This is a genomic window from Pedobacter polysacchareus, from assembly GCF_019802255.1.
Classification (GTDB): domain Bacteria; phylum Bacteroidota; class Bacteroidia; order Sphingobacteriales; family Sphingobacteriaceae; genus Pedobacter; species Pedobacter polysacchareus.
Genome location: NZ_JAHYSS010000010.1, coordinates 36,281 through 58,618 on the forward strand (window position 1 = coordinate 36,281; position 22,338 = coordinate 58,618).

Annotated in this window: 20 protein-coding genes; 9 read left to right on the top strand and 11 right to left on the bottom strand. The window is 40.0% G+C overall.

What is annotated here, in order from left to right; all coding sequences use genetic code 11:
• Positions 1-5 precede the first annotated feature (5 nt).
• The 3 genes from K7X70_RS23590 to K7X70_RS23600 form a co-directional block, all read right to left on the bottom strand.
• Positions 6-1,088 (bottom strand): efflux RND transporter periplasmic adaptor subunit, encoded by a 1,083-nt coding sequence (locus K7X70_RS23590; RefSeq protein ID WP_222539377.1) that lies wholly within the window; start codon positions 1,086-1,088, stop codon positions 6-8.
• A gap of 85 nt (positions 1,089-1,173) precedes the next feature.
• Positions 1,174-1,557: a hypothetical protein gene (locus tag K7X70_RS23595; RefSeq protein ID WP_222539378.1), complete on the bottom strand. Its 384-nt coding sequence runs from the start codon at positions 1,555-1,557 to the stop codon at positions 1,174-1,176.
• Between the two features lie 136 nt (positions 1,558-1,693).
• Positions 1,694-3,310, bottom strand: a complete 1,617-nt coding sequence (locus K7X70_RS23600) for an ABC-F family ATP-binding cassette domain-containing protein (RefSeq protein ID WP_222539379.1) — start codon at positions 3,308-3,310, stop codon at positions 1,694-1,696.
• Positions 3,311-3,486: 176 nt separating this feature from the next.
• Between K7X70_RS23600 and K7X70_RS23605 the strand changes: the two genes are divergently transcribed.
• Together K7X70_RS23605 and K7X70_RS23610 are read left to right on the top strand one after the other, a co-directional pair.
• Positions 3,487-4,356: a nucleoside phosphorylase gene (locus tag K7X70_RS23605; protein WP_222539380.1), complete on the top strand. Its 870-nt coding sequence runs from the start codon at positions 3,487-3,489 to the stop codon at positions 4,354-4,356.
• 99 nt (positions 4,357-4,455) lie between these two features.
• Positions 4,456-4,776: a hypothetical protein gene (locus K7X70_RS23610; RefSeq protein WP_222539381.1), complete on the top strand. Its 321-nt coding sequence runs from the start codon at positions 4,456-4,458 to the stop codon at positions 4,774-4,776.
• 234 nt (positions 4,777-5,010) lie between these two features.
• Here K7X70_RS23610 and K7X70_RS23615 read toward each other — a convergent pair whose 3' ends face one another.
• Positions 5,011-7,305 (bottom strand): GH92 family glycosyl hydrolase, encoded by a 2,295-nt coding sequence (locus tag K7X70_RS23615; protein ID WP_222539382.1) that lies wholly within the window; start codon positions 7,303-7,305, stop codon positions 5,011-5,013.
• Positions 7,306-7,489: 184 nt separating this feature from the next.
• Between K7X70_RS23615 and mnmA the strand changes: the two genes are divergently transcribed.
• Positions 7,490-8,581 carry a tRNA 2-thiouridine(34) synthase MnmA gene (gene mnmA / locus K7X70_RS23620; RefSeq protein ID WP_222539383.1) on the top strand — a complete coding sequence of 364 codons (1,092 nt, stop codon included), beginning with the start codon at positions 7,490-7,492 and terminating at the stop codon, positions 8,579-8,581.
• A 2-nt stretch (positions 8,582-8,583) separates the two neighbouring features.
• On the opposite strand, the gene K7X70_RS23625 is transcribed toward mnmA, so the two are convergent.
• On the bottom strand, positions 8,584-9,528 hold the full coding sequence (locus K7X70_RS23625) for a bifunctional metallophosphatase/5'-nucleotidase (protein WP_222539384.1): 945 nt from the start codon (positions 9,526-9,528) through the stop codon (positions 8,584-8,586).
• Entirely contained in the window at positions 9,506-10,279 is a 774-nt protein-coding gene (locus K7X70_RS23630; protein ID WP_222539385.1) for a 5'-nucleotidase C-terminal domain-containing protein, read from the bottom strand. Before K7X70_RS23630 ends, K7X70_RS23625 begins: the two co-directional genes overlap by 23 nt.
• 69 nt (positions 10,280-10,348) lie before the next feature.
• On the opposite strand from K7X70_RS23630, the gene K7X70_RS23635 reads away from it, so the two are divergent.
• Positions 10,349-10,915, top strand: coding sequence for a DUF922 domain-containing protein (locus K7X70_RS23635; protein ID WP_222539386.1), 567 nt, complete (start codon positions 10,349-10,351; stop codon positions 10,913-10,915).
• Here the strand turns inward: K7X70_RS23635 and K7X70_RS23640 are convergent.
• Positions 10,908-11,507, bottom strand: coding sequence for a hypothetical protein (locus K7X70_RS23640; protein ID WP_222539387.1), 600 nt, complete (start codon positions 11,505-11,507; stop codon positions 10,908-10,910). The two genes, K7X70_RS23635 and K7X70_RS23640, sit on opposite strands and share 8 nt — an antisense overlap.
• 254 nt (positions 11,508-11,761) lie before the next feature.
• Here K7X70_RS23640 and K7X70_RS23645 point away from each other — a divergent pair, with 254 nt between their 5' ends.
• The 4 genes from K7X70_RS23645 (at position 11,762) to K7X70_RS23660 (ending at position 17,401) form a co-directional block, all read left to right on the top strand.
• On the top strand, positions 11,762-12,868 hold the full coding sequence (locus tag K7X70_RS23645; protein ID WP_222539388.1) for an acyltransferase family protein: 1,107 nt from the start codon (positions 11,762-11,764) through the stop codon (positions 12,866-12,868).
• 107 nt (positions 12,869-12,975) lie between these two features.
• Positions 12,976-13,575, top strand: coding sequence for an RNA polymerase sigma factor (locus K7X70_RS23650; protein ID WP_222539389.1), 600 nt, complete (start codon positions 12,976-12,978; stop codon positions 13,573-13,575).
• Positions 13,576-13,666: 91 nt separating this feature from the next.
• On the top strand, positions 13,667-14,692 hold the full coding sequence (locus tag K7X70_RS23655; RefSeq protein WP_222539390.1) for a FecR family protein: 1,026 nt from the start codon (positions 13,667-13,669) through the stop codon (positions 14,690-14,692).
• A 33-nt stretch (positions 14,693-14,725) separates the two neighbouring features.
• Positions 14,726-17,401, top strand: coding sequence for an outer membrane beta-barrel family protein (locus K7X70_RS23660; protein ID WP_222539391.1), 2,676 nt, complete (start codon positions 14,726-14,728; stop codon positions 17,399-17,401).
• A gap of 405 nt (positions 17,402-17,806) precedes the next feature.
• Here K7X70_RS23660 and K7X70_RS23665 read toward each other — a convergent pair whose 3' ends face one another.
• The 3 genes from K7X70_RS23665 to K7X70_RS23675 form a co-directional block, all read right to left on the bottom strand.
• Positions 17,807-19,549: a serine hydrolase domain-containing protein gene (locus K7X70_RS23665; protein ID WP_222539392.1), complete on the bottom strand. Its 1,743-nt coding sequence runs from the start codon at positions 19,547-19,549 to the stop codon at positions 17,807-17,809.
• A 58-nt stretch (positions 19,550-19,607) separates the two neighbouring features.
• Complete coding sequence (locus K7X70_RS23670; protein WP_222539393.1) at positions 19,608-20,294, bottom strand: hypothetical protein; 687 nt, start codon at positions 20,292-20,294, stop codon at positions 19,608-19,610.
• Positions 20,295-20,416: 122 nt separating this feature from the next.
• The gene (locus K7X70_RS23675; protein WP_255607615.1) at positions 20,417-20,755 is read right to left on the bottom strand and encodes a PadR family transcriptional regulator; all 339 of its coding nucleotides are present in this window, start codon (positions 20,753-20,755) and stop codon (positions 20,417-20,419) included.
• A gap of 194 nt (positions 20,756-20,949) precedes the next feature.
• Here K7X70_RS23675 and K7X70_RS23680 point away from each other — a divergent pair, with 194 nt between their 5' ends.
• Positions 20,950-21,888, top strand: coding sequence for a D-2-hydroxyacid dehydrogenase family protein (locus tag K7X70_RS23680; RefSeq protein WP_222539394.1), 939 nt, complete (start codon positions 20,950-20,952; stop codon positions 21,886-21,888).
• A 3-nt stretch (positions 21,889-21,891) separates the two neighbouring features.
• Here K7X70_RS23680 and K7X70_RS23685 read toward each other — a convergent pair whose 3' ends face one another.
• Entirely contained in the window at positions 21,892-22,284 is a 393-nt protein-coding gene (locus K7X70_RS23685; RefSeq protein ID WP_222539395.1) for a DoxX family protein, read from the bottom strand.
• Between the last annotated feature and the right edge of the window lie 54 nt (positions 22,285-22,338).

Genomic DNA, 22,338 nt, shown 5'->3' on the forward strand with positions numbered 1-22,338 from the left:
CGTAATTATTCCGCTTTTAATCTCAAATGAGAGATGACTTCCTTAGGATCCTGGAATTTATACCTGATCTTTTCATCATCTTTAACTTTCTGAACACCTTCCAAAAGGATCTTATCGGTTTCAGAAAGACCGCTTCCTACCACGTATAGGTCAGGCATTTCACTGGAAATGGTGATGTTTCTGGAATGGATCACATCGTCCTTTCCTACCACAAACACATACATTTTATCCTGAATCTCGTAAGTTGCTTTCTGCGGAATAATCAGTGCCCCGCGTAATGGAACCACCATTTGTATTTTACCGGTTTCGCCATTTTTTAACAGCTTATTGGCATTCGGAAAACGAGCCCGGAAAGCAATGTTGCCCGTTTCTCCGTTAAACTCACTTTCAATCACCTCAACATTTCCCTTTTCTGATAAAACCTGGTTATTGGCCAATAGCAGACTCACTTTTTTGTCGCCACGGTCTTTTACATTCATCTGGTAAGACAAATATTCAGGTTCAGAAACATTGAAATAAGCGAATACCTGACTGTTGTCAGAAAGACTGGTCAGCAATGCGCCTTCATCAATCAGACTTCCTAATTTCATTGGAATCCGGTCAATAGTGCCATCAAAAGGCGCCTTGATCTCGGTAAATGACAAGTGGAGTTTCGCCAGGGAGACTTCTGCTTTGGCGGCATCCAGTTTAGCCTGGGCTACTGCCTGTTCATTTCTGGAAACTACATTTTTATCAGCCAGCAGTTTCACGTTCTGCAGCTCTATTTGCGCTTCTTTTACTTCAGCCTGAGCCTTTAACAGCTCTGCTTCATAAAGTTTCGGCATGATGCGAAACAACAGTTGTCCAGCCTTAACAGACTGTCCTTCATCAACGTAAATATTTTGTAAGTAGCCCTTTTCCTGGGCGCGGATCTCAATATTCCGGACTGAACGAATTTGAGATACGTATTCTTTAGTAAACGAAGTATCAGTTTTTAAAGGATTGGTAATGGAAAACTGACTTTCTTCTTTTTTCTCTTCTTTTTTTGTGGTACAGCTTGTAAGGTTGAAAAAGGCAACAGCGCCTGTCAACATGAGTATTTTCTTCATGAGTAATTAATGGAAATTAAGCGAATAAATTCTTGGAATTCATAGAATTCCAGCGTAAGGGTTCTAAACGAAGGTTACGTAATGCTCAAATCCTCAGTACTCTTTGTCTGATATAGATGGGTGAAGAATTGCCGGAAAAAGGCAGAAAAGGCTGATAATGCTGATGATCAGCATCAGCGATTATAAGGGAATAAAATGTAAGGTACCACCTATTCAGGAGATAATATTCCTGATGTAAGTTTTTAACTGGGAGCTCATCGCTGCTCAGGTGTTCCTCATCCAGGTCTAAATCAGCCTCTTCGATGACATTAAGATCCTGACCTGCGCCCCTTAATTTTGGCCCTTCACTTTTTGCAAGTCTCTGATTGGAAGGACAATGTTTGGCATGATGAGGTGTATCTGCATGAAGATAATGCCCTCCGCAAAGCAGGAAGGTAAACAAAGCCACGAAAAATACGACTACTCTCATTTTGGTCGCAAAAGTAATCAAAGAATTGAAAGAAAAAAATGAATATCCAGAAATTGAAAATTGCGTGATATTTAATCAAAACTGCTAAAATGAATACGAATTCATTTTAGCAGTCTTTCATCACACCATTTCTGGACTAATGTGATGAGGGGATAATCCCTGGCGCTGATAGGTTGATTTCCTGAAGCACATGAACTTGATCCAGAAAGTATTTGTCGTGTGAAATTACCAGCAGCGTCCCTTTGTATTCCTGAATCGCTTCAGTTAAAATCTCTATATTTTGAATATCCAGGTTATTGGTAGGTTCGTCCAACACAATTAAATCCGGACTTTGGTTGCCGATAGTTAAACCGCAAAGGATCAACCTCATTTGCTCCCCACCGCTTAGAACTGAACAAGGCTTATCCCAATGTTCCTTCGCGAACAAAAACCGGTTTAAGCGGAGCTTGATTTCGTGTTCCTGCAGTGCTCCTGAATTAAACTGCTGTGCTTGTTCATACACACTGAGTTTAGTATCAATGATGGAATATTCCTGATCTACGTATACAGAGGTAAAGTCGGTCTGTGTTATACTGCCCGATTGTGGTTTTAATCCACCTAAAATTAGCTGAACCAAGGTACTCTTTCCAGATCCGTTCTCGCCCTGGATTGCTAAACGATCCCCTGACCTGAGCTGAAAGTTCAAACTTTCCTTCCAAAGTAATTGCCCCTTATAACCAAAATTGAGGTCTTTTGCAGTCATCAATATTTTCCCGGTATGCAGCTCAGAAGAATCGAGATTCATTTTCATCCGATCTGCATGTGGCAAATCCTTTCGCAATAAACTCAGCTCCTGCGAGATGGCATCTAGCTTTTCGGCATGCACACCTTTCAAACGTGAAGTACTTTTCTCCGCATTATTTCTTAGTGTATTCATCATAATTGTTGGAATGCCTGCATTTTCCTGCTTCCGCTTCCCTCTGGAATCCAGCTTCTGCTGTCGTTCTAATGCGCTGCGTTCTACTTCTTTCGCTTTTCGGAAAGCCTTTTCTTTACTTCTTAATGTCTGATCAAAAGCTTCCATTTCTATGGCACGCTGTGCGGTATAAAACTCATAATTGCCCCCATATCTACTGATTCCATCAGGCTGCAGCAAAACCACCACCTGCAAAAGGTTCAGCAATTCGCGGTCATGGCTAACGACGACTAAAGTTTTTCTACTCAGCCTGATCTCTTCATAAAGCAGCATTCTGCTTTGCCTGTCCAGGTGGTTACTGGGTTCATCCATCAAAATGATCTCCGGCTGATGGATTCGAATTCCTGCAAGGAACACCTTTGACTTTTGTCCGCCGCTTAAAGTGTTCATTTTCTGATGGAGATCGAGGCCGTCCAGCTTCCAGTAGGCAAAGCTCTGCTGACAGCGCGATTCAAAATCCCAGTCGTCATTTAATACGCTGAGGTTTTCTTCCGTCATCTGCCCGGCTAAAATTTCCTGCATCGCTTTTAGCTTGCCCTCCAATTGCAGGACTTCCGCAATGCTCCAGTCATTATATTCCTCCAAAAGCTGGGGGACATAGTAAGGCTTGGATTCGGCTTTAACCGATCCACTAACTGGCAGTAATTTTCCGGCCATGATTTTTAACAAGGTGGACTTTCCAAGGCCATTATTGCCGATTAAAGCAATTTTTTCCTGTGGATTCACACTGAAATTTAAAGATGAAAACAGGCGATCCCGATTGGGATGCTGGTAAGTAATACTATGAAGATGAAGCATAAAATCCTTTCTTTTTATTAAAAAAATGAGGTAACCAGATTTCTGGCTGCCCTTTATTTTCGGAAAAGAAATGGATCCTACATGCTGTTTTTATCAATTAGTTTAGAACTGCAAATATAATAATTTTAATTTACTCCTTCAGGTTTCATAGGTTTGCAGGATCAATCGCCGTAATTATGGAAAACAAAATATCAGCAGCAGACTTAATTATCAATGAAGATGGCAGTATTTACCATCTGAATCTATTACCTGAAGACCTCGCCCAAACGGTGATCACCGTAGGAGATCCGGATCGCGTTTCAGAAATCTCTAAGCATTTTGACCGCATCGAACTTAAAAAGGGAAAGCGGGAGTTTATCACCCATACCGGTTATTTAGGTCAACGCAGGATTACCGTGATTTCAACTGGAATCGGAACAGACAACATTGACATTGTATTTAATGAATTAGATGCCCTGGTTAATATTGATTTCGAAAGCAGAATGGTCAAAAAAGAACTGACCTCACTCGATATTATCCGTATTGGTACTTCGGGAGCTATTCAACCAGATCTACCGATGGGAACCATTCTTGCTTCTTCTTTTGGCTTAGGCTTAGATGCCTTGATGCAATACTATATCCATGAACTTTCTGTAGATGAACGTCCGATTTTAGAAGCATTCCATACCCATTGTGCACATATTAAAGGGATTCATCCTTATTTAACCGCTGCCGATAATACCTTGCTGGCAACAATCGGGGCTGATATGGAGCAAGGGATCACGATTACCGCACCTGGTTTTTATGCCCCTCAAGGCCGACAAGTTCGCGCAAAAAATTCCATACCTAATTTCATTGCTTTACTGAATACCTTTCAGCATGGCAAATACCGGATTACAAATCTGGAAATGGAAACCGCAGGAATCTATGCTCTGGCTAGGGTACTAGGTCATAAAGCGCTTTCTGTAAATGCGATACTCGCCAGCAGAGTGAATTTTGAGTTTAGTAAAACCCCAAATAAAGTAGTAGATCAGGCGATCAGAATGGTATTGGATAAGCTAGGCTAACGCTGTTCATTTATCCTGATTTATGGCAAAAGGTTTTTAAAGATTTCCAAACAAAACAGGCGCTACTGTGTTCCATTGATAGATATAGAACGAATTATTATGTTTGAATTAATAAAAAATAAAGTCCGAATTATAGCTGCAACATCATTGTTAAGTGCCTACGATACAGAAGAATTAGATGCAGGGAAAAGATTTGTTGCCATCCTTGCTGGTGCATATATCTTTCAAAAAGGAATCAGAGCCATTTCGAAACATCCTATCATAGGGATTCAGGAAGCGGTGCTTGGTGGTATATTGTTATATAATGGTACGGTAGGTATCCATAAAAAGATCGTTAAAAAACCTAGAGAACTTTCTGACATCAGAAAAAACCAGATTCAGGGAAATGACCCAAGATCGGCAGTACCTGCCTTTGTTTAATTTATTTGATAGGCCGGAGACCCCGGCCGTATCACCTAAATTGTAGACGACATCAGCTTTCCAACCTGAACCGACGTAGGCTTATTGTCTTAGTCTAGTGTGAAGTTCAATATAATATTTTATATAAAAAAACAGATCTGCTAAATATTTTTAAATATTTAGCAGATCTATCAATATAATAACCTAGCACTCTGACAATCAACCATTAGAGGTAAATTACAACTAATTACACTGTTATATTTTTGATGTTTTTAATGGTTTTGAGCTCATATAGAAAGTTAATTTTCCACCTTTCAAAATATCTGAATGTTTGATCAAATTATTGCCAACAACAACACCGTTTAGCAAAACTTTTTGCACATAAACATTCTTATCACTCTGGTTGATCGCTTCTACAGTAAATGTATTTCCACCTTCCAAATTTAGCGTCGCAGATTTGACTGCCGGACTACCTAAAGAATATTCATCTGAGCCTGGTGCTACGGGATAAAATCCTAATGAGGAGAACATATACCAGGCACTCATCTGACCACAATCGTCATTACCGCCCAAACCATCCGGAGTTGGTTTATACTGCATTTTTAGGATGTTCCTCACCCTTGCCTGAGTTTTCCACGGCTGGCCTGCCCAGTTATACAAATAAGCAACATGATGCGCTGGTTCATTTCCATGTACATATCCGCCAATGATCCCTTCACGGGTGATGTCTTCTGTATCTGCAAAAAACTGATCAGGAAGGTGCATATTGAACAAACTGTCGATTCTTGCTCCAAATTTCTGCTTCCCTCCCATGATGTTCATTAAGGATTCCGGATCCTGAGGAACAAAAAAGCTATAATTCCAGGTATTGCCTTCAATAAAACCTTGTCCGTGGGTACTCAACACATCAAATTCCTTTTTGAAAGAACCATCAGCTAACTTTGGACGCATAAAACCAATGCTTTTGTCATATACATTTTTCCAGTTTCCAGAACGTTTCATAAATTCTTCATACACTGGCTGGTTATTTAGTTTCTTAGCGATTTGCGCGATGCACCAATCGTCATAAGCATATTCCAATGTGTTAGATACAGAGGTCCCACTATCTTCAGCCGGGATGTAACCCATATCAATATATTTTCCTATACCTTCATAACTGCGGTGATTAGCAGTCGTGATACAGGCCTCTAATGCCTTTTTAGCATCTCCATCGTAAACACCTTTGATGATTGCATCAGCCACTACAGAAACGCTGTGGTAACCACTCATACACCAGTTATCATTGGCGTAATGTGACCATACTGGCAGCATTTTTAAGGCACTCTGATCATAATGAGCCATCATAGATTTCACCATATCGTTGTTACGCGATGGTTGGATCAGGTTAAAAAACGGATGTAAAGCACGATAAGTATCCCACAAAGAGAAGGTGGTATAATTGGTGAAACCGTTTGCCTGATGGACGTTCTGGTCTAAACCTTTATATTGACCGTTTACATCACCATAAGTAGTAGGGTTGATAAAAGCATGATACATGGCGGTATAGAAATTCACCTTATCATCTTCAGAAGCGGCAATATTAATCTTGTTCAGCTCCTTATTCCAATCGGCTTGTGCTGCTGCTTTTACACGGTCAAAATCCCATCCTGGAACCTCAGCAATCATATTTTCCAGGGCATTAGCCTGACTCACCGGCGATAATGCAAACTTCACTTTTACCTGCTCCTGAGCGTCAGTATCGAAGTCGAAATGCATCCGGATTCTCTTTCCAGCAATCTCCGGGAAGTTATGATTCTGGTCGAACTTCCTCCAGAAACCCTGATAGACCTGTTTTTTATCAAAATTCTTCTGTCCGTAACTTTTGAAAGGTTTCGAGAAGGTCATGGCAAAATATACCGTTCTTGTTCTCGCCCATCCGTTGGTTTGGCGGTAACCGGTAACTAAGGTATCGTTCACAACACGAACATAAGTCCATACCGTTTTATCGTCATAATTATAAATACCCGACATTAAATCCAGAATTATGTGCGACTGGTCAGATTTCGGGAAGGTATAACGGTGCATACCTACTCTCTTGCTCGCAGTCAACTCTGCCTGAATCTGATGGTCATCCAGTTTCACTTTGTAGTATCCTGCTTCAGCAGTTTCATTGGCATGGGAATATCCGGAACGAAATCCACTGCCTGGCACATCGGCAGTACCAGGATTCATTTTTAAAACGCCTTGACTGGGCATTACCAGAAAATCACCTAAATCCGAATGGCCAGTACCGCTAAAGTGCGTATGACTAAACCCAACGATCGATTTGTCCTCATATTTATATCCTGCACAGTACTTATACACGTCGCCGTTGTACTTGCCATTGAGCTCATAAGAAAGGGTATCGGTATCCGGACTCAGCTGTACTGAACCAAAAGGAACAGTGGCTCCTGGATAGGTATGGCCCATTTTCTGGGTCCCAATAATCGGTTTTACATACTTTACCAATTCCTTTTGTGCCTGTGCAGAAAGGGCTGGAAGCAGTATACAAAACAATAATGCTTTTTTCATTTGTTTAAGTTGAGGTTTTTTTACAATACTCTAAGGTATAAATAATTGGCAAAAATCTACTTTAATTAAGTTGCTATAACGTTTAATCTAATGTTTACACATTTGTCCTTTTTACAAGGAACTGACGCCTTATATGAGAATGTATGGGTAAAAACCGCTATTTTTGCCCTCAGAATAAATTATAATGAGTAAACTCGGTAGAATATTGGTAGCCATGAGTGGCGGAGTAGATAGTTCAGTAGCAGCAGTGATGCTGCACGAACAAGGATATGAAGTAATCGGATTAACCATGAAGACATGGGATTATGCGACCTCAGGTACCAGCAGTAAGGAAACCGGATGTTGCAGTCTGGACAGCATCAACGATGCACGTACATTGGCGGTAAATTACGGATTCCCACACTATATATTAGACATCAGGGATGAGTTCGGTGATTATGTAATTGATAACTTCGTTGATGAATATCTTGCAGGCCGTACCCCTAACCCTTGTGTTTTATGTAACACCCACATCAAATGGGAAGCGCTATTGAAACGTGCAAACAAACTGGATTGCGAATTTATTGCAACTGGTCACTATGCTAACGTTAGACAGCACGACAATGGTCGTCATGTGATCTCTAAAGGTCTGGATGAAAATAAAGATCAATCTTATGTACTTTGGGGTGTTTCTCAGGAAAACCTGGCACGTACTAAATTCCCATTAGGATCCTTCGCAAAGGCGGACATCAGACAAATGGCTTTAGATATGGGACAGGAAGAACTGGCTAAAAAAAGCGAAAGCTATGAAATCTGCTTTGTACCGGATAATGATTACCGTGCTTTCTTAAGACATAAAGTGGGCGATTTAGAAGACCGCGTATCTGGTGGAAATTTCATTACCAGTGATGGTATGGTGGTTGGACAGCATAAAGGTTATCCTTTCTACACCATCGGACAGCGTAAAGGTTTAGGGATCGCTTTTGGTGAGCCGATGTTTGTGACGCAAATCCTTCCGGAAAGTAATACCGTAATGTTAGGCAGAGCCGATGAGCTGGAACGTCATGAAGCCCTGGTTAGAAATGTGAACCTGATTAAATATGAAAACATTTTAGCACCAATGACTGACGTGGTGACTAAAATCAGATATAAAGATGCAGGAACCCTAAGTACTATTGTACAGGAGAATGATAAAATGAAAGTTGTATTTGATCATGCTGTATCTGCAATAGCACCGGGCCAGTCCGCAGTATTTTATGAAGGAAACGACCTTCTTGGTGGCGGTTTCCTTTGTTAAGCTTAGCTATCTAATCGATCTGAAATGGTATAAGGTGCAGCAGTTTTAATACGCTTGCCCTTATATCTTTCAAAATAATAATCCAATCTTCCCAGATTAATCCCAGCAAATCCTACCTGATTAATGGTGGTGATTTTTCCATCCAGATTCAATACATCTTCCGGCTGGTCCATGAAAGTATGGGTATGCCCGCCGATAATTAAATCTATATTTCGGGTGTTTTTAGCCAATTTCTGATCTGAATCTCTATCACTGTCGTATTTATACCCTAAATGTGATAAACAGATCACCAGGTCACATTTCAAATCATTTTTCAGCAGACTGGCGGTTTGATTAGCCGTTTTAACCGGATCTAAAAACACCGTATCTCCGTAGTTGATGTCTCCTACCAAGCCTGCCAGTTTAATCCCGATTCCGAACACGCCAATCTTTATTCCCTGTTTTTTGAAAACCTGGTAAGGTAAAGTTGATTTGTTCAGTAAGGTATTAGAGAAATCGTAATTGCTGCATAAAATCGGAAAATTGGCATGCGGCAATTGCTTGTAGAAACCGGCTAAGCCATTGTCGAAATCGTGGTTCCCCATCGTTGCGGCATCATAATTCATTTCCGACATCAGTTTAATCTCCAGCTCTCCACCATATTTATTGAAATAAGGAGTACCCTGAAAAATATCACCTGCATCAAAAAGCAATACGTTATTTTCTTTTGCACGAATAGATTTGATCAGTGCCGAACGTCTGGCAGTTCCGCCTAATCCTTCATACTTTGACCCATCCATTGGGAAAGGTTCTATTCGGCTGTGTACATCATTGGTATGTAAAATGGTCAGTTTTACTATGTCTCCGGCAGCTATGGCATCAAAAGCATTTAAGTTTAATGCAGCAGCAGCCAGCAGCCCTCCTGTTTTCAGGAAGTTTCTGCGGTTAATTTTTTGTAATTCTTCCATCTAATTTTGGATTTATTGTTTTTCCAGCAGCCTGGTTTTCTTTAATATAAGTGATCAGTGCATCGCGCATCCGGACCCCTAAAATCTTTTTCTCAATTGGGTTTTTGAAGCTTTGAACGTTGTCGCCGCCATCCGCTACATAGTCGGAAGTTAAGACCCTGTAGTTTTTATTTGGATCCAGCGGTTTTCCATTGATCATGACCTCCGTTGGTTTGTCATTTACAATTTTCATTCTTAAGCCGGCAACGGGCTGTCCGCCTTTCTCTGCAATGTAATTCAGCAGGTTTTGGACAGCTGCTGGACTCAAGGTGAAAACCATCATTTCATTCTCAAAAGGCATGACTTCAAAAACGTTTGACAACTTGATGTCTCCTTTAGGAAGTGCCACCCGGATTCCTCCATTGGTAGAAGGCATAGCGAAATCTATAGTCGGGTCGTATTTGAGTGCTTCATGGAGCAAGGCATCTGAGAAGAAGTTTCTCAATAAATTTTCAGCAACAGGTTTATCGTCTTTTCTATCCAGCTTTTCCATCAGGACCTCGGAGTGCCCAATTACGGTATTCATCTCCTGATCCATCTTGATTTTATAAGGCAGATAGGTTTTGATCACCGCACTGTCTACTGGCTGATTGCTATTCATATGGTACCCGCTCCGGTTACTTTTAACCACCATATAATGTGAACTACAGGAAAGCAGCAATGGTATAGCACCTAAAAGCAGGTATTTTTTGATTGGATGAATGTGTTTCATATCGATTTGAAAGCACAAAGGTAAAAAAACCTTAGCCTGATATCGTTTTTTTTTGCTTCTTTGCCAAATATGAAACCGCTACTCAAATCAGTCAATATCCCGGCATTCTTTACCTTATTTCTTGTCATTTTTATTACTTCAGCTGCTTTCAGTCAGAAAAACCAAATTGACCGGATCAAATTAAACTGGAGCATGTACAAAAAGCTGAACAATTCTAACCTTCCATATATTGCTTATACTGCACACCGGACCTTACATCAATACCGTGCTACTCAGAAAGGAAGTCAGTTTTCATTAGTATTTAATGTAGCGGTCTCCTTAGATGGACAGCAATCTACTGTTGATCTGCGCAGATTGGCCACCCTGGGTGAAGAAGGTAAAAAGAATCTATTAAACCATGAACAAGGTCATTCAGACCTGGCGGTCATCTATGGTAGAATCCTGTATAAGTCTTTATCTAAAAAAACATATACCATAAAGAATTATCAGAATGAGGTGAAAAAAATTTATGATGATACCTTAAAAGAACTGGCGGAAATCAATGCCCGTTATGATATGGAAACTATGCATGGTGAAGAACAAGAGCCACAGGATAAATGGGATCTGTATTTTAAAAAAGAGCTAAAAGCTAGCTGATCCAGCTGCTGAGCACCATTAGTCGTCTCCAGCGCCCATGCTCCTTCCTATATATTGCTGTTTTTCCAATACCACATTTAAATCCGCAATATTGAGCATAATTAAAGAGACAAATTGTATTATTTCTCAGAAAAATAGGCCTTGAAAACATAAAATACTTGTAAATCTTGTTCTTATTTAAATTACTCCAGGCATCTAAATTCCCTTCAGCATATAATTTAAGGGAATCTGAAGTTAATAATTTTCCACCCTCAAAAAGCTGGTCTGGCAAGTTTTGGAATTTTAAGGCGATAATTTTTTTCTGAATCAACATGCGCTCTGATTTGGAAAAAACTAGTTTATCTTGTCCGAAGTGCTTGAAATCCTCCTCATCAGACAATCCCGAATAAAGTGTGTCTGGCTTCAAAGTAGACCTTAAGTATTTGATGCTCTCATCATCTAAAGTCCCCAGGTAAAACACCTTTCCATTCAATTTCTGATGCGCTCGAAAAAACCAGTTTAGAAATTCTTTTTCCTGGTTTTCATTTTTCGCGTGTACAGGTTTGAATAGGAAAAATATCAGGGATGAAAAAAGGAGAAGTTTAATTTTCATGGGGCAGGGCTTGAGGCATAATTCAGTTCAAGATATAAATTTTTATTGTCTGTAAGAAATCCAGCTTTATCTTTTCTGTTTCTTCTACACCTCTCGTTTATGCGCTTCAATAGAGTTGATATTTTAATAAAAAAAGAGGGAATTGCCTGTCCCTGTACTTCAAAACTTGATATCATCGCAATTAATCAGTAATCTTGATCCTACACAACAACACAAAGAAACCAAATCATTAATTCTAAAAGAACCAAAATTTGATGAACGCTAAAACGTTAAGTCCAGACATTTTAAAATCCAAAGAACATTTTCACATCCTCGATGGGTTACGCGGAGTAGCCGCAGTAGCCATTGTCATTTTCCATTTCATGGAGGTAGTCTTCATTCCTTCAAAAAATTTCATCGGTCATGGCTTTCTTGCCGTAGACTTTTTCTTTTGCCTGTCTGGATTTGTCATCGGTTATGCTTATGACGACAGGATCGGCAAAATGGGAATCTTCGCCTTTTTAAAAACAAGACTGATCAGATTACACCCTTTAGTCATCATGGGATCAGTATTGGGTATGCTCGCTTTTCTATTTGACCCCTTTAATCTGCATAATGAAGTATATAGTGCTGGTAGAATGGCACTCCTCTTTTTAAGTTCTGTTTTATTGATTCCTTTTCCTGTGGTATCAGAAAGGTATTTCAATTTATTCAGTCTTAATGCTCCTGCCTGGTCCCTGTTCTGGGAATATGTAGCTAATGTGGTTTATGCCATAGCTTTGTACAAAGCGACGCGTAATCTCTTGTTGATATTAGCAATTCTGGCTGCAGGTGCCCTTTGCTATATCGGCTATACCAGCGGAAACCTGCTTGGTGGCTGGAGTGGAGAAACCTTCTGGCATGGTGCTGCGCGTATCTCCTATTCGTTTTTGGCAGGATTACTGATCTTCCGTTCTAAATGGATCATCAAATCAAACCTGGGCTTTGTAGGACTAAGCATATTGCTTTTACTTGCTTTTCTTATGCCGGATAGTCAATGGAACTGGATCACAGAACCATTTGTAGTACTGATCTATTTTCCCCTATTGATCTCATTGGGTGCTGGAGCTAAACTACAGGAAGGGGTAAAAAAACTGTGTATTTTCTCGGGAAACATCTCCTATCCGCTATACATGACACACTATATGGTGCTTTGGCTTTTTGCTGACTATTATTCTACTTACAAACCAGATACTACCCAATTGTTTTTTATCATTTCAGGTGGAACCATTTTACTGGTTGGTTTCGCCTATCTGGTGATGGTCATTTATGATATCCCTGTTAGAAGATACTTAATAAATAAACTTAAAAAAGGACAAGCTCAGTTACCGATCAATAAGTAGTATAACTCCTCTATAAGCAAGATATGAAAAACGTCCTTTAGTCCTAATTCGGCGAAAGGACGTTTTTTTTATCGACCAGATTTATATCTTAGCATGAAATTCATCCTATGCCTGAACCTACTGAATCCATTTACTGGCAATCTTTTAAAGCTGGTAATGCAGACGCTTTCGAATATTTATACCGAAATTATGCTTCAGGGCTATATAATTATGGATCGAAGTTCAGTACTGATAAAGACCTGATCAAAGAGTGTATTCAGGATCTTTTTGTGGGCATCTGGACAAGAAGGGCTTCCCTAGGAAATCCGGAGCACCTTAAAAACTACCTTTATAAATCATTCCGTCGCTTAATTTTCAAAAAGGCCTTCCGGTTACAGAACTTTGAGACTTATGATGAGACCAACGACAACTATGCTTTCCAGGTCAGCCTAAATGTAGAAGAAGCGATGATTGACGGAGAACATAGAGTCAACGTATCCGCACAATTAAATCTGGCCATGGCCAAGCTGACTGCCAGACAAAGGGAGGCGGTATTTCTTAGATTTTATGAGCAGCTGAGTTATGAGGAAATTGCAGAAGTAATGGACATTTCAGTGAAAGCCAGCTATAAAATAATGGCCAGGGCCTTGGGTTTTATGAAAGAGAACTTGTCAAAAGAGGATTTAATGCTGCTTTATCTATTGTTACATCTAAAATTATTAAACTGATAATCAGCTTAATATCTATTATTTCTATTTTTTATTCCTTTTCATGGGGTAATCTGCTGCACAACCAGCTAATAGGATCAAAAGCAGCAATATGAAGAAACCAATTAGCGCGTATGCCTCCTATCACCTGGAAGAACTGATCAATGATGAAGACTTTTTATTATGGGTGCTCCACCCTGATGAAATGTCCAATCTCCATTGGCAAAATATCCAGGATACTTTTCCTCAACTGAGAGAGACTATCGCCCAGGCCAAGACTATCGTTCAATCTATGCGTTTCGAAAGAGCGCATTTCAACGACAATGAACAATCGGAATTGTGGCAGGCCATTCAGGCTAAAACTACCCTGTATAAAAAATCCGGCAAAATAGTGCCACTGTGGTATCGTTACGCAGCTGCCGCTATGCTGACAGGAATCTTATTGAGTGTGGGTATTTTTTACCAGATGACTCAGCCGATCTCCGTCAATACCCCTTACGGTCAGTTGAAAACCATCACCTTACCAGATGGCTCATTAGTGACCCTAAATGCCAATTCTACAATAAAATATGGTAGAAACTGGACTAAGAATGAGATCAGGGAAGTCTGGATTGAAGGGGAAGCTTTTTTAAAGGTTAAGCATTTAAATGCTTCGGGAAAGATAGTAAACCATGAACGTTTTGTAGTCCATACCGGCGAAGTGAATGTAGAAGTGCTGGGGACCTCTTTTAATGTTAATGACAGACGTGGCCGCACTGAAGTGGCACTATTGGAAGGGAAAATCAGTTTAGGCTTAAATGGAACTGCGGGTAAACCGCTGGTTCTGGCCCCCGGAGATATTGCAGAGTTTGAAAAAGGTAAGCTGATTAAAAAGCCGATCAATGTAGCGGAATACGCCTCCTGGAAAGATGGGAAGTTATATTTCAAAGATGTACCTGTAGCTAAAATCTTCAATTACTTCGAAGATATTTATGGGTATAAAGTAGTGGTCTCCGATCCGGAGATCCTGAAGAAAAGAGTGTCAGGGTCCTTAAATACGCAAAATGAACAGGTATTGTTTAAAGCGTTTGGGATGACGTTAAACCTCAATATCACACCGAATCAAAAGACCAGGGAATTAATAATCACTACTAAATAAGGCATGAAAATGAAAAATTTAAAAACATGCCTGATGAGTTTAACCTACATCCTGATCCTTCATCAGTTCGCATTCGCAAGACAAATCAAACCCATAGAAAAGCAAGCACTAAATAAAGTATTGACTGAATTAGCCGCTCAACACCACATCAACTTCCTGTATGAAGAGGTCAGTATTCAGCAAAAGGTGGTCGCCTATCATGCGGCTGCCCACAAAGGGAAATCTATTGATGAAGTGTTAAATGGGCTGCTATTGCCTTTAAACCTATCCTGGTTCAAAGTAGACGCTAAAAACTACTCTATATTTATCACCCCGAAAAAACAGAGCAGCCCTGGTACAGGCCTGGAGACGAAAGCCGGAATTCGTGATTCTGCGAAAGTAGAAAAGGTAAGCGGATCAGTTTTGGATGAAAACGGAAAACCTTTGGAGTATACCACCGTTACCCTATTGCAGGCCGTAGATTCCTCATTTGTGGTCCATTCATTAACGAATTTAGAGGGTATTTTCTCTTTTCCAGCTGTCAGAACTGGCACTTATATGCTCAAAATTTCTTCATTGGGTCATCAGGCTTATATAAGTAAGGCGTTTAAAGTGGCTGCGGGAACGACAACAATGGACATCCCTCCAATTGCCATGAAAGCTGCCAATAAAACCTTAAAAGAAGTGCAGGTGGTGGCCAGTAAACCACTCGTAGAAACTAAAAGCGACCGGTTTATTTTCAATGTGGAGAACAGTGCGATGGCAGTAGGTAATTCCCTGCAGCTCCTGAGGTCCGCACCATTTGTCAGGGTGTCTGCTGAAAACTCACTGAGTCTTCAAGGTAAAAAAACACTGGTACTCATCGATAACAAACCCGTACCGGAGGTCGCATTGGAAAATATCCTGCTGACCATGCCCGCTGGAAACATCGAAAAGATTGAACTGATTACACAGCCTTCTGCCAAATATGACGCTTCTTATGGGGCGGTGATCAATATCATCACCAAAAAAAGCCAGATTGAAGGCCTAACCGGTAATTTAAGAGCCGATGGCTCTGCGGGTAATTATGCAAACGGCAGTGTCAATGCCGGTGCCACCTATAAACATAAAAACTTCACCATTTATGCCAATGGTGGCTTAAATAAAGGTGATAATTATTTCAGCATTGAATCTGAAAGGTTTCAGGATCCTACAGATCCATCGTATTACTTAACGAACAACTGGACGAGGTTATCCCACAATAAAATCTATACTTTCCAGACCAATATGGAATTGCAATTGGGAAAAAACCAAACCCTCGGACTATTTGTGGACCTGAGTGATGTGAAGTTTAAAGGTCCCTGGACAACCACCAATGGTTTTGGCCGCAAAAATGGAAAGCTGGATTCTGTGTTGTACACTGATGCTTCTTTTAACCAAACGGGCAATTCTCAAACCTATAATATCAATTACCACCTCTTATCCGATTCAGGTAAAAATGAGCTGACTGTTCTCGGAACCTTCACGCCATGGCAGAGAGACCTACGACAATCCTTTCCATCTACCCTTTACGATGGCAATGGACAAGTGATCAAAACTCCGCCACTATACCAGATGCAAAATAAAGGAGATATTGATGTCTTTATTGCACAGGCTGATTATGCGCATCAGTTTAAAAAACAATGGGCATTTGAATCCGGTTTAAAATACCAGCATACCAATTCCAGGACCATCGTAAACTATGAGGACTATAAAACTGGTCAGTTGCAGCTGGATCCCACATTTTCAAATGACAACAGTTTAAAAGAATCCATAACAGGAGTCTATGGAACTTTAACTAAGGATTGGAAAAATGACAAACTCCAGCTGGGGTTTAGAGCAGAAGTATCAAATGTAGATTTTGAAGGAAATTTCAAACAGCGCAAATACAATTTTTTTCCAACATTACTGTATCAGCACACCCTAAATAAAGACTTAAACTTATCGACGTCTTATAAAAAAACCATCAGAAGACCCGCCTATACGGATCTGGTTCCTTACAGCGTGTTCTTAAATCAATATAGCATTGAGCAGGGAAATCCTGAAATGGCACCACAATTTGACCATACCTATACCTTAACCGCAAACATCCAGAAATTAAATGTCTCACTGAGCTATACAGCTATTGAAGGAATGATAGGTTTGTTTCCATCCCAGCAGGATTACCTCACAAAAGTGACCTACTACAAACGTCAGAATCTGAAAAAAGCATCCACCGTTGCCTTGTATTTGTTCTACCCATATCGAATCAACGACTGGTGGGAAACGATGAATAGTGGAACACCGATTGGCCGTAACAGCGCCGAAGGATTAGTTTTAGGCACAAACCATAAGCTTGCCGCTTTCTATTCTGATTTTAGGACGGCACAGATTTTCAAGATCACAAAGGATATAAAGCTGCAGATTGACGCTTATTTCTGGACAAAGTATACACAGGATCTTGGCAGTTATCAAGGGAATAAAAACATTGATGCCTCTTTTTTACTAAACCTATGGAATGGAAATGGGCAACTTAGAGTGGCGGGAAACGAATTGGTTTTCAGAAGAAATGATTATTTACTGAAACGTGATTACGGAACTTTCCGCTCCGCAGAGCGCATACACACAGATAGCAGACGCGTATTTGTTGGCTTTACTTATAAGTTCGGAAAATCCCGTATTGCCAAACCAGATTCGAAACTTGGGAATGAAGATGCGATGAAACGAATATAAGAAAATCAAAACCATCCGACCTGTATTTAAAGCCATCAGATCATTTCTGATGGCTTTTTGTTGCCGGTAAGCTTATACGGTTACCGATAGAGGGATCGTCGATCCTGAAGCTCCGTTTCACTGAGGTTTGCAAGCTCATCTACAAAAGTTTGTTCTGTTTATCTAAAATCTGTAGTGTTCATAGTAAGTTTTACATTGTTTATCTATCTCTGTGATCATTTACTGCATGATGATGGTTTAATATTCCAGCTTCGCTATTTAGGGAAAAGCAAGGAGTTGACAATAATTCCTTAATTTTCTCAGTAAGATAACCTAACCGTATATTTGCGGATATAAAAATATATTTAACAAATGAAACACATTTGCCTCATCCTATGAAATTCACACAAACGTTTGCGCAGAAAATTATTTCCCTAAAAATTTCACTTGATTTAGCACGTATTCACCTAGATCAGCCGAAGCTCTGTCGTAATTAGAGAGGATAATGACCATGTAACGGGTTTCTGGAAAGAGATACGCTACCGCACTTACTCCAGGAGCTCCTCCAGAATGTCCTACCACTTGTTCTTGTGAAGTATCCCATATTTGAAAACCATATCCGTAATGCATTCCCAGCTCGTCTTTAAACATTTTTTGCCTTGATGAATTGGTCAGCAGTTTGCCTGATAACAATGCAGTTCCAAATTTATGTAGGTCGGCGGTAGTAGAATATCCACCTCCTGCAGGTGATGGCCTCGTAAAAGCAGAATTCAAATTAGAATCATATCCGCCATCTGTTTTAGGAATATATCCCAATGCCTGATTTCCGCTCAATCCTTTTTCCAACTTAGGATTAGAATTGGTCATACCTGCCAGCGCATAGATGTTTTTATCTACATAATCGAAGTAATTCTGTCCGGATATTTTTTCAATGATGACACCCAGCAGCAGCATTCCGGTATTGCTGTAGGACCAGGAAGTTCCAGGTTCAAAATTAAGCTGAGGCTGCTTGAGGTATTTCTTATAGCTTTCTAGGGTCTGGAAATTGGCTGCTGTATCTTCCTTGAAGGCCTTGCTGAAGAAGTCGCCAAGGCCTGAACTGTGGTTTAATAAATGTCGGACTTGTATTTTATTGGCCAGGTCCATTGGCAGCCAGCTGCTATCTAAAAACTTGCCAATTGGATCATTTAAGCTAAGCTTGCCTGTCTCGATCAGCTGCATCACCCCTACTGCGGTAAACATCTTGTTCATAGAACCAATATTGAACCTTGTGGCCTTTGTATTCTTAAGATCAGGATCCTTTATTGCTGATCCACAGGTATATTGATATAGAACCTCATCTCCCTTAGCCAAAAGCACCGTACCGGAAAAAATATCTTTTTGAGCCAATCGCTTTAAAGTCTGGTCCAGGTCGGCAATGAACGCCTGTTCACTCTTGGGTTTTCGGATCAGTTCCGGATTGAAAAACATCCTGCCATTGTAAAGCTTTACTTTCTGCTGGTTATCTAGCTTGATACTAAACTCATACACATTATTCAAGTCTTCGCTGAGGTATTGGTACTCTCCAAAAAACGCGTCTGCATTAAAATAAAGGCTTTTGAGATATTTAAGCCCTCCAGTTGAACGATATATCCCCTGCATTCGTGCAGGCATTTCATTATTTGCGCTGGATTGGAGTGCCGATGAAAAGTTATCTTCCAGGTATTTTGTCCTGGCTGCAGGGGAATTAGTGTTGATGGCCCTGACGAATTTTTCAGCCTGCTCATCCAGAATTGCCCTGGCATGCTGCGACTGGAGACCCTTGATTTTCTCTGGCACATAAGCGGGTATTTTTTTCCATACCTCCTGTCCTATGGTCACTGCATCAACCACATTGTTATCATTTTTTGAAAAACTCAGCTTATAATTCCCTTCCGAATCAGAGAAATCGGACGCTGTCTGCTGATTTAACCATAATTCCCTACCATCCCATTCCCGTATCTGATGCAATTTGTGGCCAGATACCAGCATTTTAAGGTATAATTCCTTAATCTGCGGGTGCTGGTAATAGCCATCTGCGGATTTCAAGACCGGAATGGATGGCTGCGTTTGCGCATTTAACCTTGTGGAAAGGCAAAATATTGGAAAAAGAAACAGAGAAACAGAAAAGAGCGCTTTTTGAGGAATCATATCTTTAAGGGGGAGTCAAATAGATAACTCTCTTATTTAGATATGAATATACTAAATATTACTCGTTCAAATACCGATGTTTTTTCATGAGCTCCCTGCTTTCTGCCCTCCCAAAATTCATTGTCTTGTAAGCAGCAAGTAAATAGACTATATATAATACTAGAAATAAAGAAAGAATGGCGATAGTTAGGTATAGTCCAGAGAACGAATCAACAAATTCTATATACGGTTTAGATAATAACACGACAAATAAGAAAGCACCTTGTAAGGCAAAATAGCCGCCTGACAGCCTAAAAGATAAATATTGGCCCAACTTTTCACTGGAAAACTTTCTTATAAAAGTGATTACAATCTCCAGCAGCATGGTGACCGTGAATACTACTAACCACCATCCGTTGTCTATCAAAAGCAATTGGGCTTGATAAGCGAGTAATCCTCCCAGAACTAGTAAAAAGGCATACTTATAGCTGAAAAATGATCGGAAAGTTCTCCAGAAAAATCTATTATACTTTTTTTGGAGCCCGTTTGTTACCGCATCAGCTATCGTCGAAAAGCCCAATATGCCAAAATTACTATACGTTTCTTGTAGCGCCCTGCTGAAATCAAGCTTCGAATCAGCCTCCATTCGCTCTTCTATTGCAGAGGCAACATGGTCGATGATTTCCATTTGAACATCCAGATAGACAAAGCCTTTACGCAATACAAATTGCTTGATTTCTTCTAATTGTTGCTGACTTAGCTGCATATTTTAAACGTTATAAGTGATGAGGAAATATTCTTGATGAGGTACGGGATTTCATGAAGACTAATATTGATGAGGGAATAGTGGTAAAAAAAGGAGTTTAATATTTTTTTGGTGAGTATAAATCAGGATGAAAGCTTAAGATTGAGCAGCAGCTGTAAGTTCAGCATGAAATCTTTCGCTTCCTGCAATTTATTAACCACCGCTATTTCGCCATCCATTGATAAAGAATAGTACTTTCGAACCCTATTTTCTACTACCTCTGTAGTGGTTTCCAGCAAACCTTCCGCCTCTAGCTTGTGTAATGCAGGATATAAAGCGCCCTCTTTCAGCAATAGCTCGCCCTGCGTAATTGACTTTACTTTCTGCGTGATTTCATATCCATACATTCGTTGATTCTCCGCTAAAAGGTTGAGAATAATGGTTTGTAAGGTTCCTTTGAATAATTCATTATTGATTGCCATATTTCAAATATAATAGATTAATTATATACATAAAGATCTTATGTATATAATTTTTAATGCTTTCTAACAAATATGCTTCAAACTTAAGATCAATCGGACTTCTTGTTCAGCCCCACCCAATTCTAAGGCGTTAAATTTAAGATCATTAAAAACTATTATTAGCAATGATCGTTTACTATAAAAAGAAATAAATAATGATCACACGACCACAGATTGCCATATTAGATGATTATCAAAATGTAGCCTTAACCTACGGAGATTGGTCAGCTATAAATAAACTTGCCGAAATCACCGTCTTTAACGACCATTTGTCTTCAAAAGAAGAGATCATCCAGCGGCTAAAACCCTTCCAGGTCATCGCAGTGATGCGGGAACGCACACCTTTAACACGTGAAATTCTTTCGCAATTACCCAACCTAAAGCTCATTATTTCTACAGGTGAGCGAAATGCCTCCATAGATATAAAGGCTGCGGAAGAATTCGGAATTGCCATTTCTCCAACCAGATACCTATCCAATGGCGCACCAGAACTGACTTGGGCCTTAATGCTTGCGTTAGCAAAACATTTGATTCCAGAAAGCAGTCAGGTACGTAAAAGTGGCTGGCAAACAGAAGTTGGGGTAGATTTGAAGGGGAAAACTATAGGGATTGTTGGCCTTGGCCGCATTGGAAGCACCATTGCCCACTATGCAAAAGCATTTGAAATGGAGGTGATCGCCTGGAGTCAAAATCTTACCGAAGAAAGAGCGGCGGCTCAAGGGGCAAAACTCGTTAGCAAGGAAGAATTATTTATAAAAGCAGATTTTGTGACGGTACACCTGGTTTTAAGTTCAAGAAGCAGAGGGATTATCACTGAAAAAGAACTGAATCTCATGAAGCCAAGCGCTTTCTTTATCAATACTTCCAGAGGGCCATTGGTAGATGAAGCTGCTTTAATTAGCGTATTAACACAAAAAAAGATCGCTGCTGCGGCATTGGATGTATATGAAATTGAACCATTACCGCTTCAGCATCCATTTCGAACTTTAACAAATGTATTAGCAACGCCGCACATTGGCTATGTAACTGAAAATACCTACCGGATATTTTATGAGGATATTCAAAACAGGATTGCCGAATGGCTGAAAGAATAAGTCTTATCGACGTCTCTTCACTGGGATACAGATGGCGATTAAGGAAAGAATGAGCACAAAACTAAACTCCATTCCGTTTCTTCCAGGGCCTACTACAAACCAGCCATCAGGATAATGAACCAGTACAATTCCGGTAATTAAGATCAACAGAAAGCCAGGTACCACATATTTCAATAATTTTCCAAACAGAATTAATAGAGAACCGATGATTTCAAAAACTATTAAAGCCCAAGCCACATAAACCCCGAAAGGTGCAAATCCAACCTTATTCAAGTACAATTCACCAAAATCGTTTACCGTGTGGTTTAGTACGCCATGTAAACTATGAGATAAAAAAATAGTGGCAAGAGCTATACGAATTAGCAATAGTGGATTAATGCGGTTAATAGTTTTCATAAATAAATATATATGTTTACCAGCACAGTAACAAATTTACTGAAATAGCCACAG

Coding starts and splice junctions, on each gene's coding strand:
- K7X70_RS23655 (WP_222539390.1), top strand. CDS start 13,667: ATGAAGAAACCAATTAGCGCGTATGCCTCCTATCACCTGGAAGAACTG.
- K7X70_RS23660 (WP_222539391.1), top strand. CDS start 14,726: ATGAGTTTAACCTACATCCTGATCCTTCATCAGTTCGCATTCGCAAGA.
- K7X70_RS23610 (WP_222539381.1), top strand. CDS start 4,456: ATGTTTGAATTAATAAAAAATAAAGTCCGAATTATAGCTGCAACATCA.
- K7X70_RS23630 (WP_222539385.1), bottom strand. CDS start 10,279: ATGAAACACATTCATCCAATCAAAAAATACCTGCTTTTAGGTGCTATA.
- K7X70_RS23640 (WP_222539387.1), bottom strand. CDS start 11,507: ATGAAAATTAAACTTCTCCTTTTTTCATCCCTGATATTTTTCCTATTC.
- K7X70_RS23625 (WP_222539384.1), bottom strand. CDS start 9,528: ATGGAAGAATTACAAAAAATTAACCGCAGAAACTTCCTGAAAACAGGA.
- K7X70_RS23675 (WP_255607615.1), bottom strand. CDS start 20,755: ATGGCAATCAATAATGAATTATTCAAAGGAACCTTACAAACCATTATT.
- K7X70_RS23600 (WP_222539379.1), bottom strand. CDS start 3,310: ATGCTTCATCTTCATAGTATTACTTACCAGCATCCCAATCGGGATCGC.
- K7X70_RS23665 (WP_222539392.1), bottom strand. CDS start 19,549: ATGATTCCTCAAAAAGCGCTCTTTTCTGTTTCTCTGTTTCTTTTTCCA.
- K7X70_RS23685 (WP_222539395.1), bottom strand. CDS start 22,284: ATGAAAACTATTAACCGCATTAATCCACTATTGCTAATTCGTATAGCT.
- mnmA (WP_222539383.1), top strand. CDS start 7,490: ATGAGTAAACTCGGTAGAATATTGGTAGCCATGAGTGGCGGAGTAGAT.
- K7X70_RS23605 (WP_222539380.1), top strand. CDS start 3,487: ATGGAAAACAAAATATCAGCAGCAGACTTAATTATCAATGAAGATGGC.
- K7X70_RS23590 (WP_222539377.1), bottom strand. CDS start 1,088: ATGAAGAAAATACTCATGTTGACAGGCGCTGTTGCCTTTTTCAACCTT.
- K7X70_RS23680 (WP_222539394.1), top strand. CDS start 20,950: ATGATCACACGACCACAGATTGCCATATTAGATGATTATCAAAATGTA.
- K7X70_RS23670 (WP_222539393.1), bottom strand. CDS start 20,294: ATGCAGCTAAGTCAGCAACAATTAGAAGAAATCAAGCAATTTGTATTG.
- K7X70_RS23635 (WP_222539386.1), top strand. CDS start 10,349: ATGAAACCGCTACTCAAATCAGTCAATATCCCGGCATTCTTTACCTTA.
- K7X70_RS23650 (WP_222539389.1), top strand. CDS start 12,976: ATGCCTGAACCTACTGAATCCATTTACTGGCAATCTTTTAAAGCTGGT.
- K7X70_RS23615 (WP_222539382.1), bottom strand. CDS start 7,305: ATGAAAAAAGCATTATTGTTTTGTATACTGCTTCCAGCCCTTTCTGCA.
- K7X70_RS23645 (WP_222539388.1), top strand. CDS start 11,762: ATGAACGCTAAAACGTTAAGTCCAGACATTTTAAAATCCAAAGAACAT.
- K7X70_RS23595 (WP_222539378.1), bottom strand. CDS start 1,557: ATGAGAGTAGTCGTATTTTTCGTGGCTTTGTTTACCTTCCTGCTTTGC.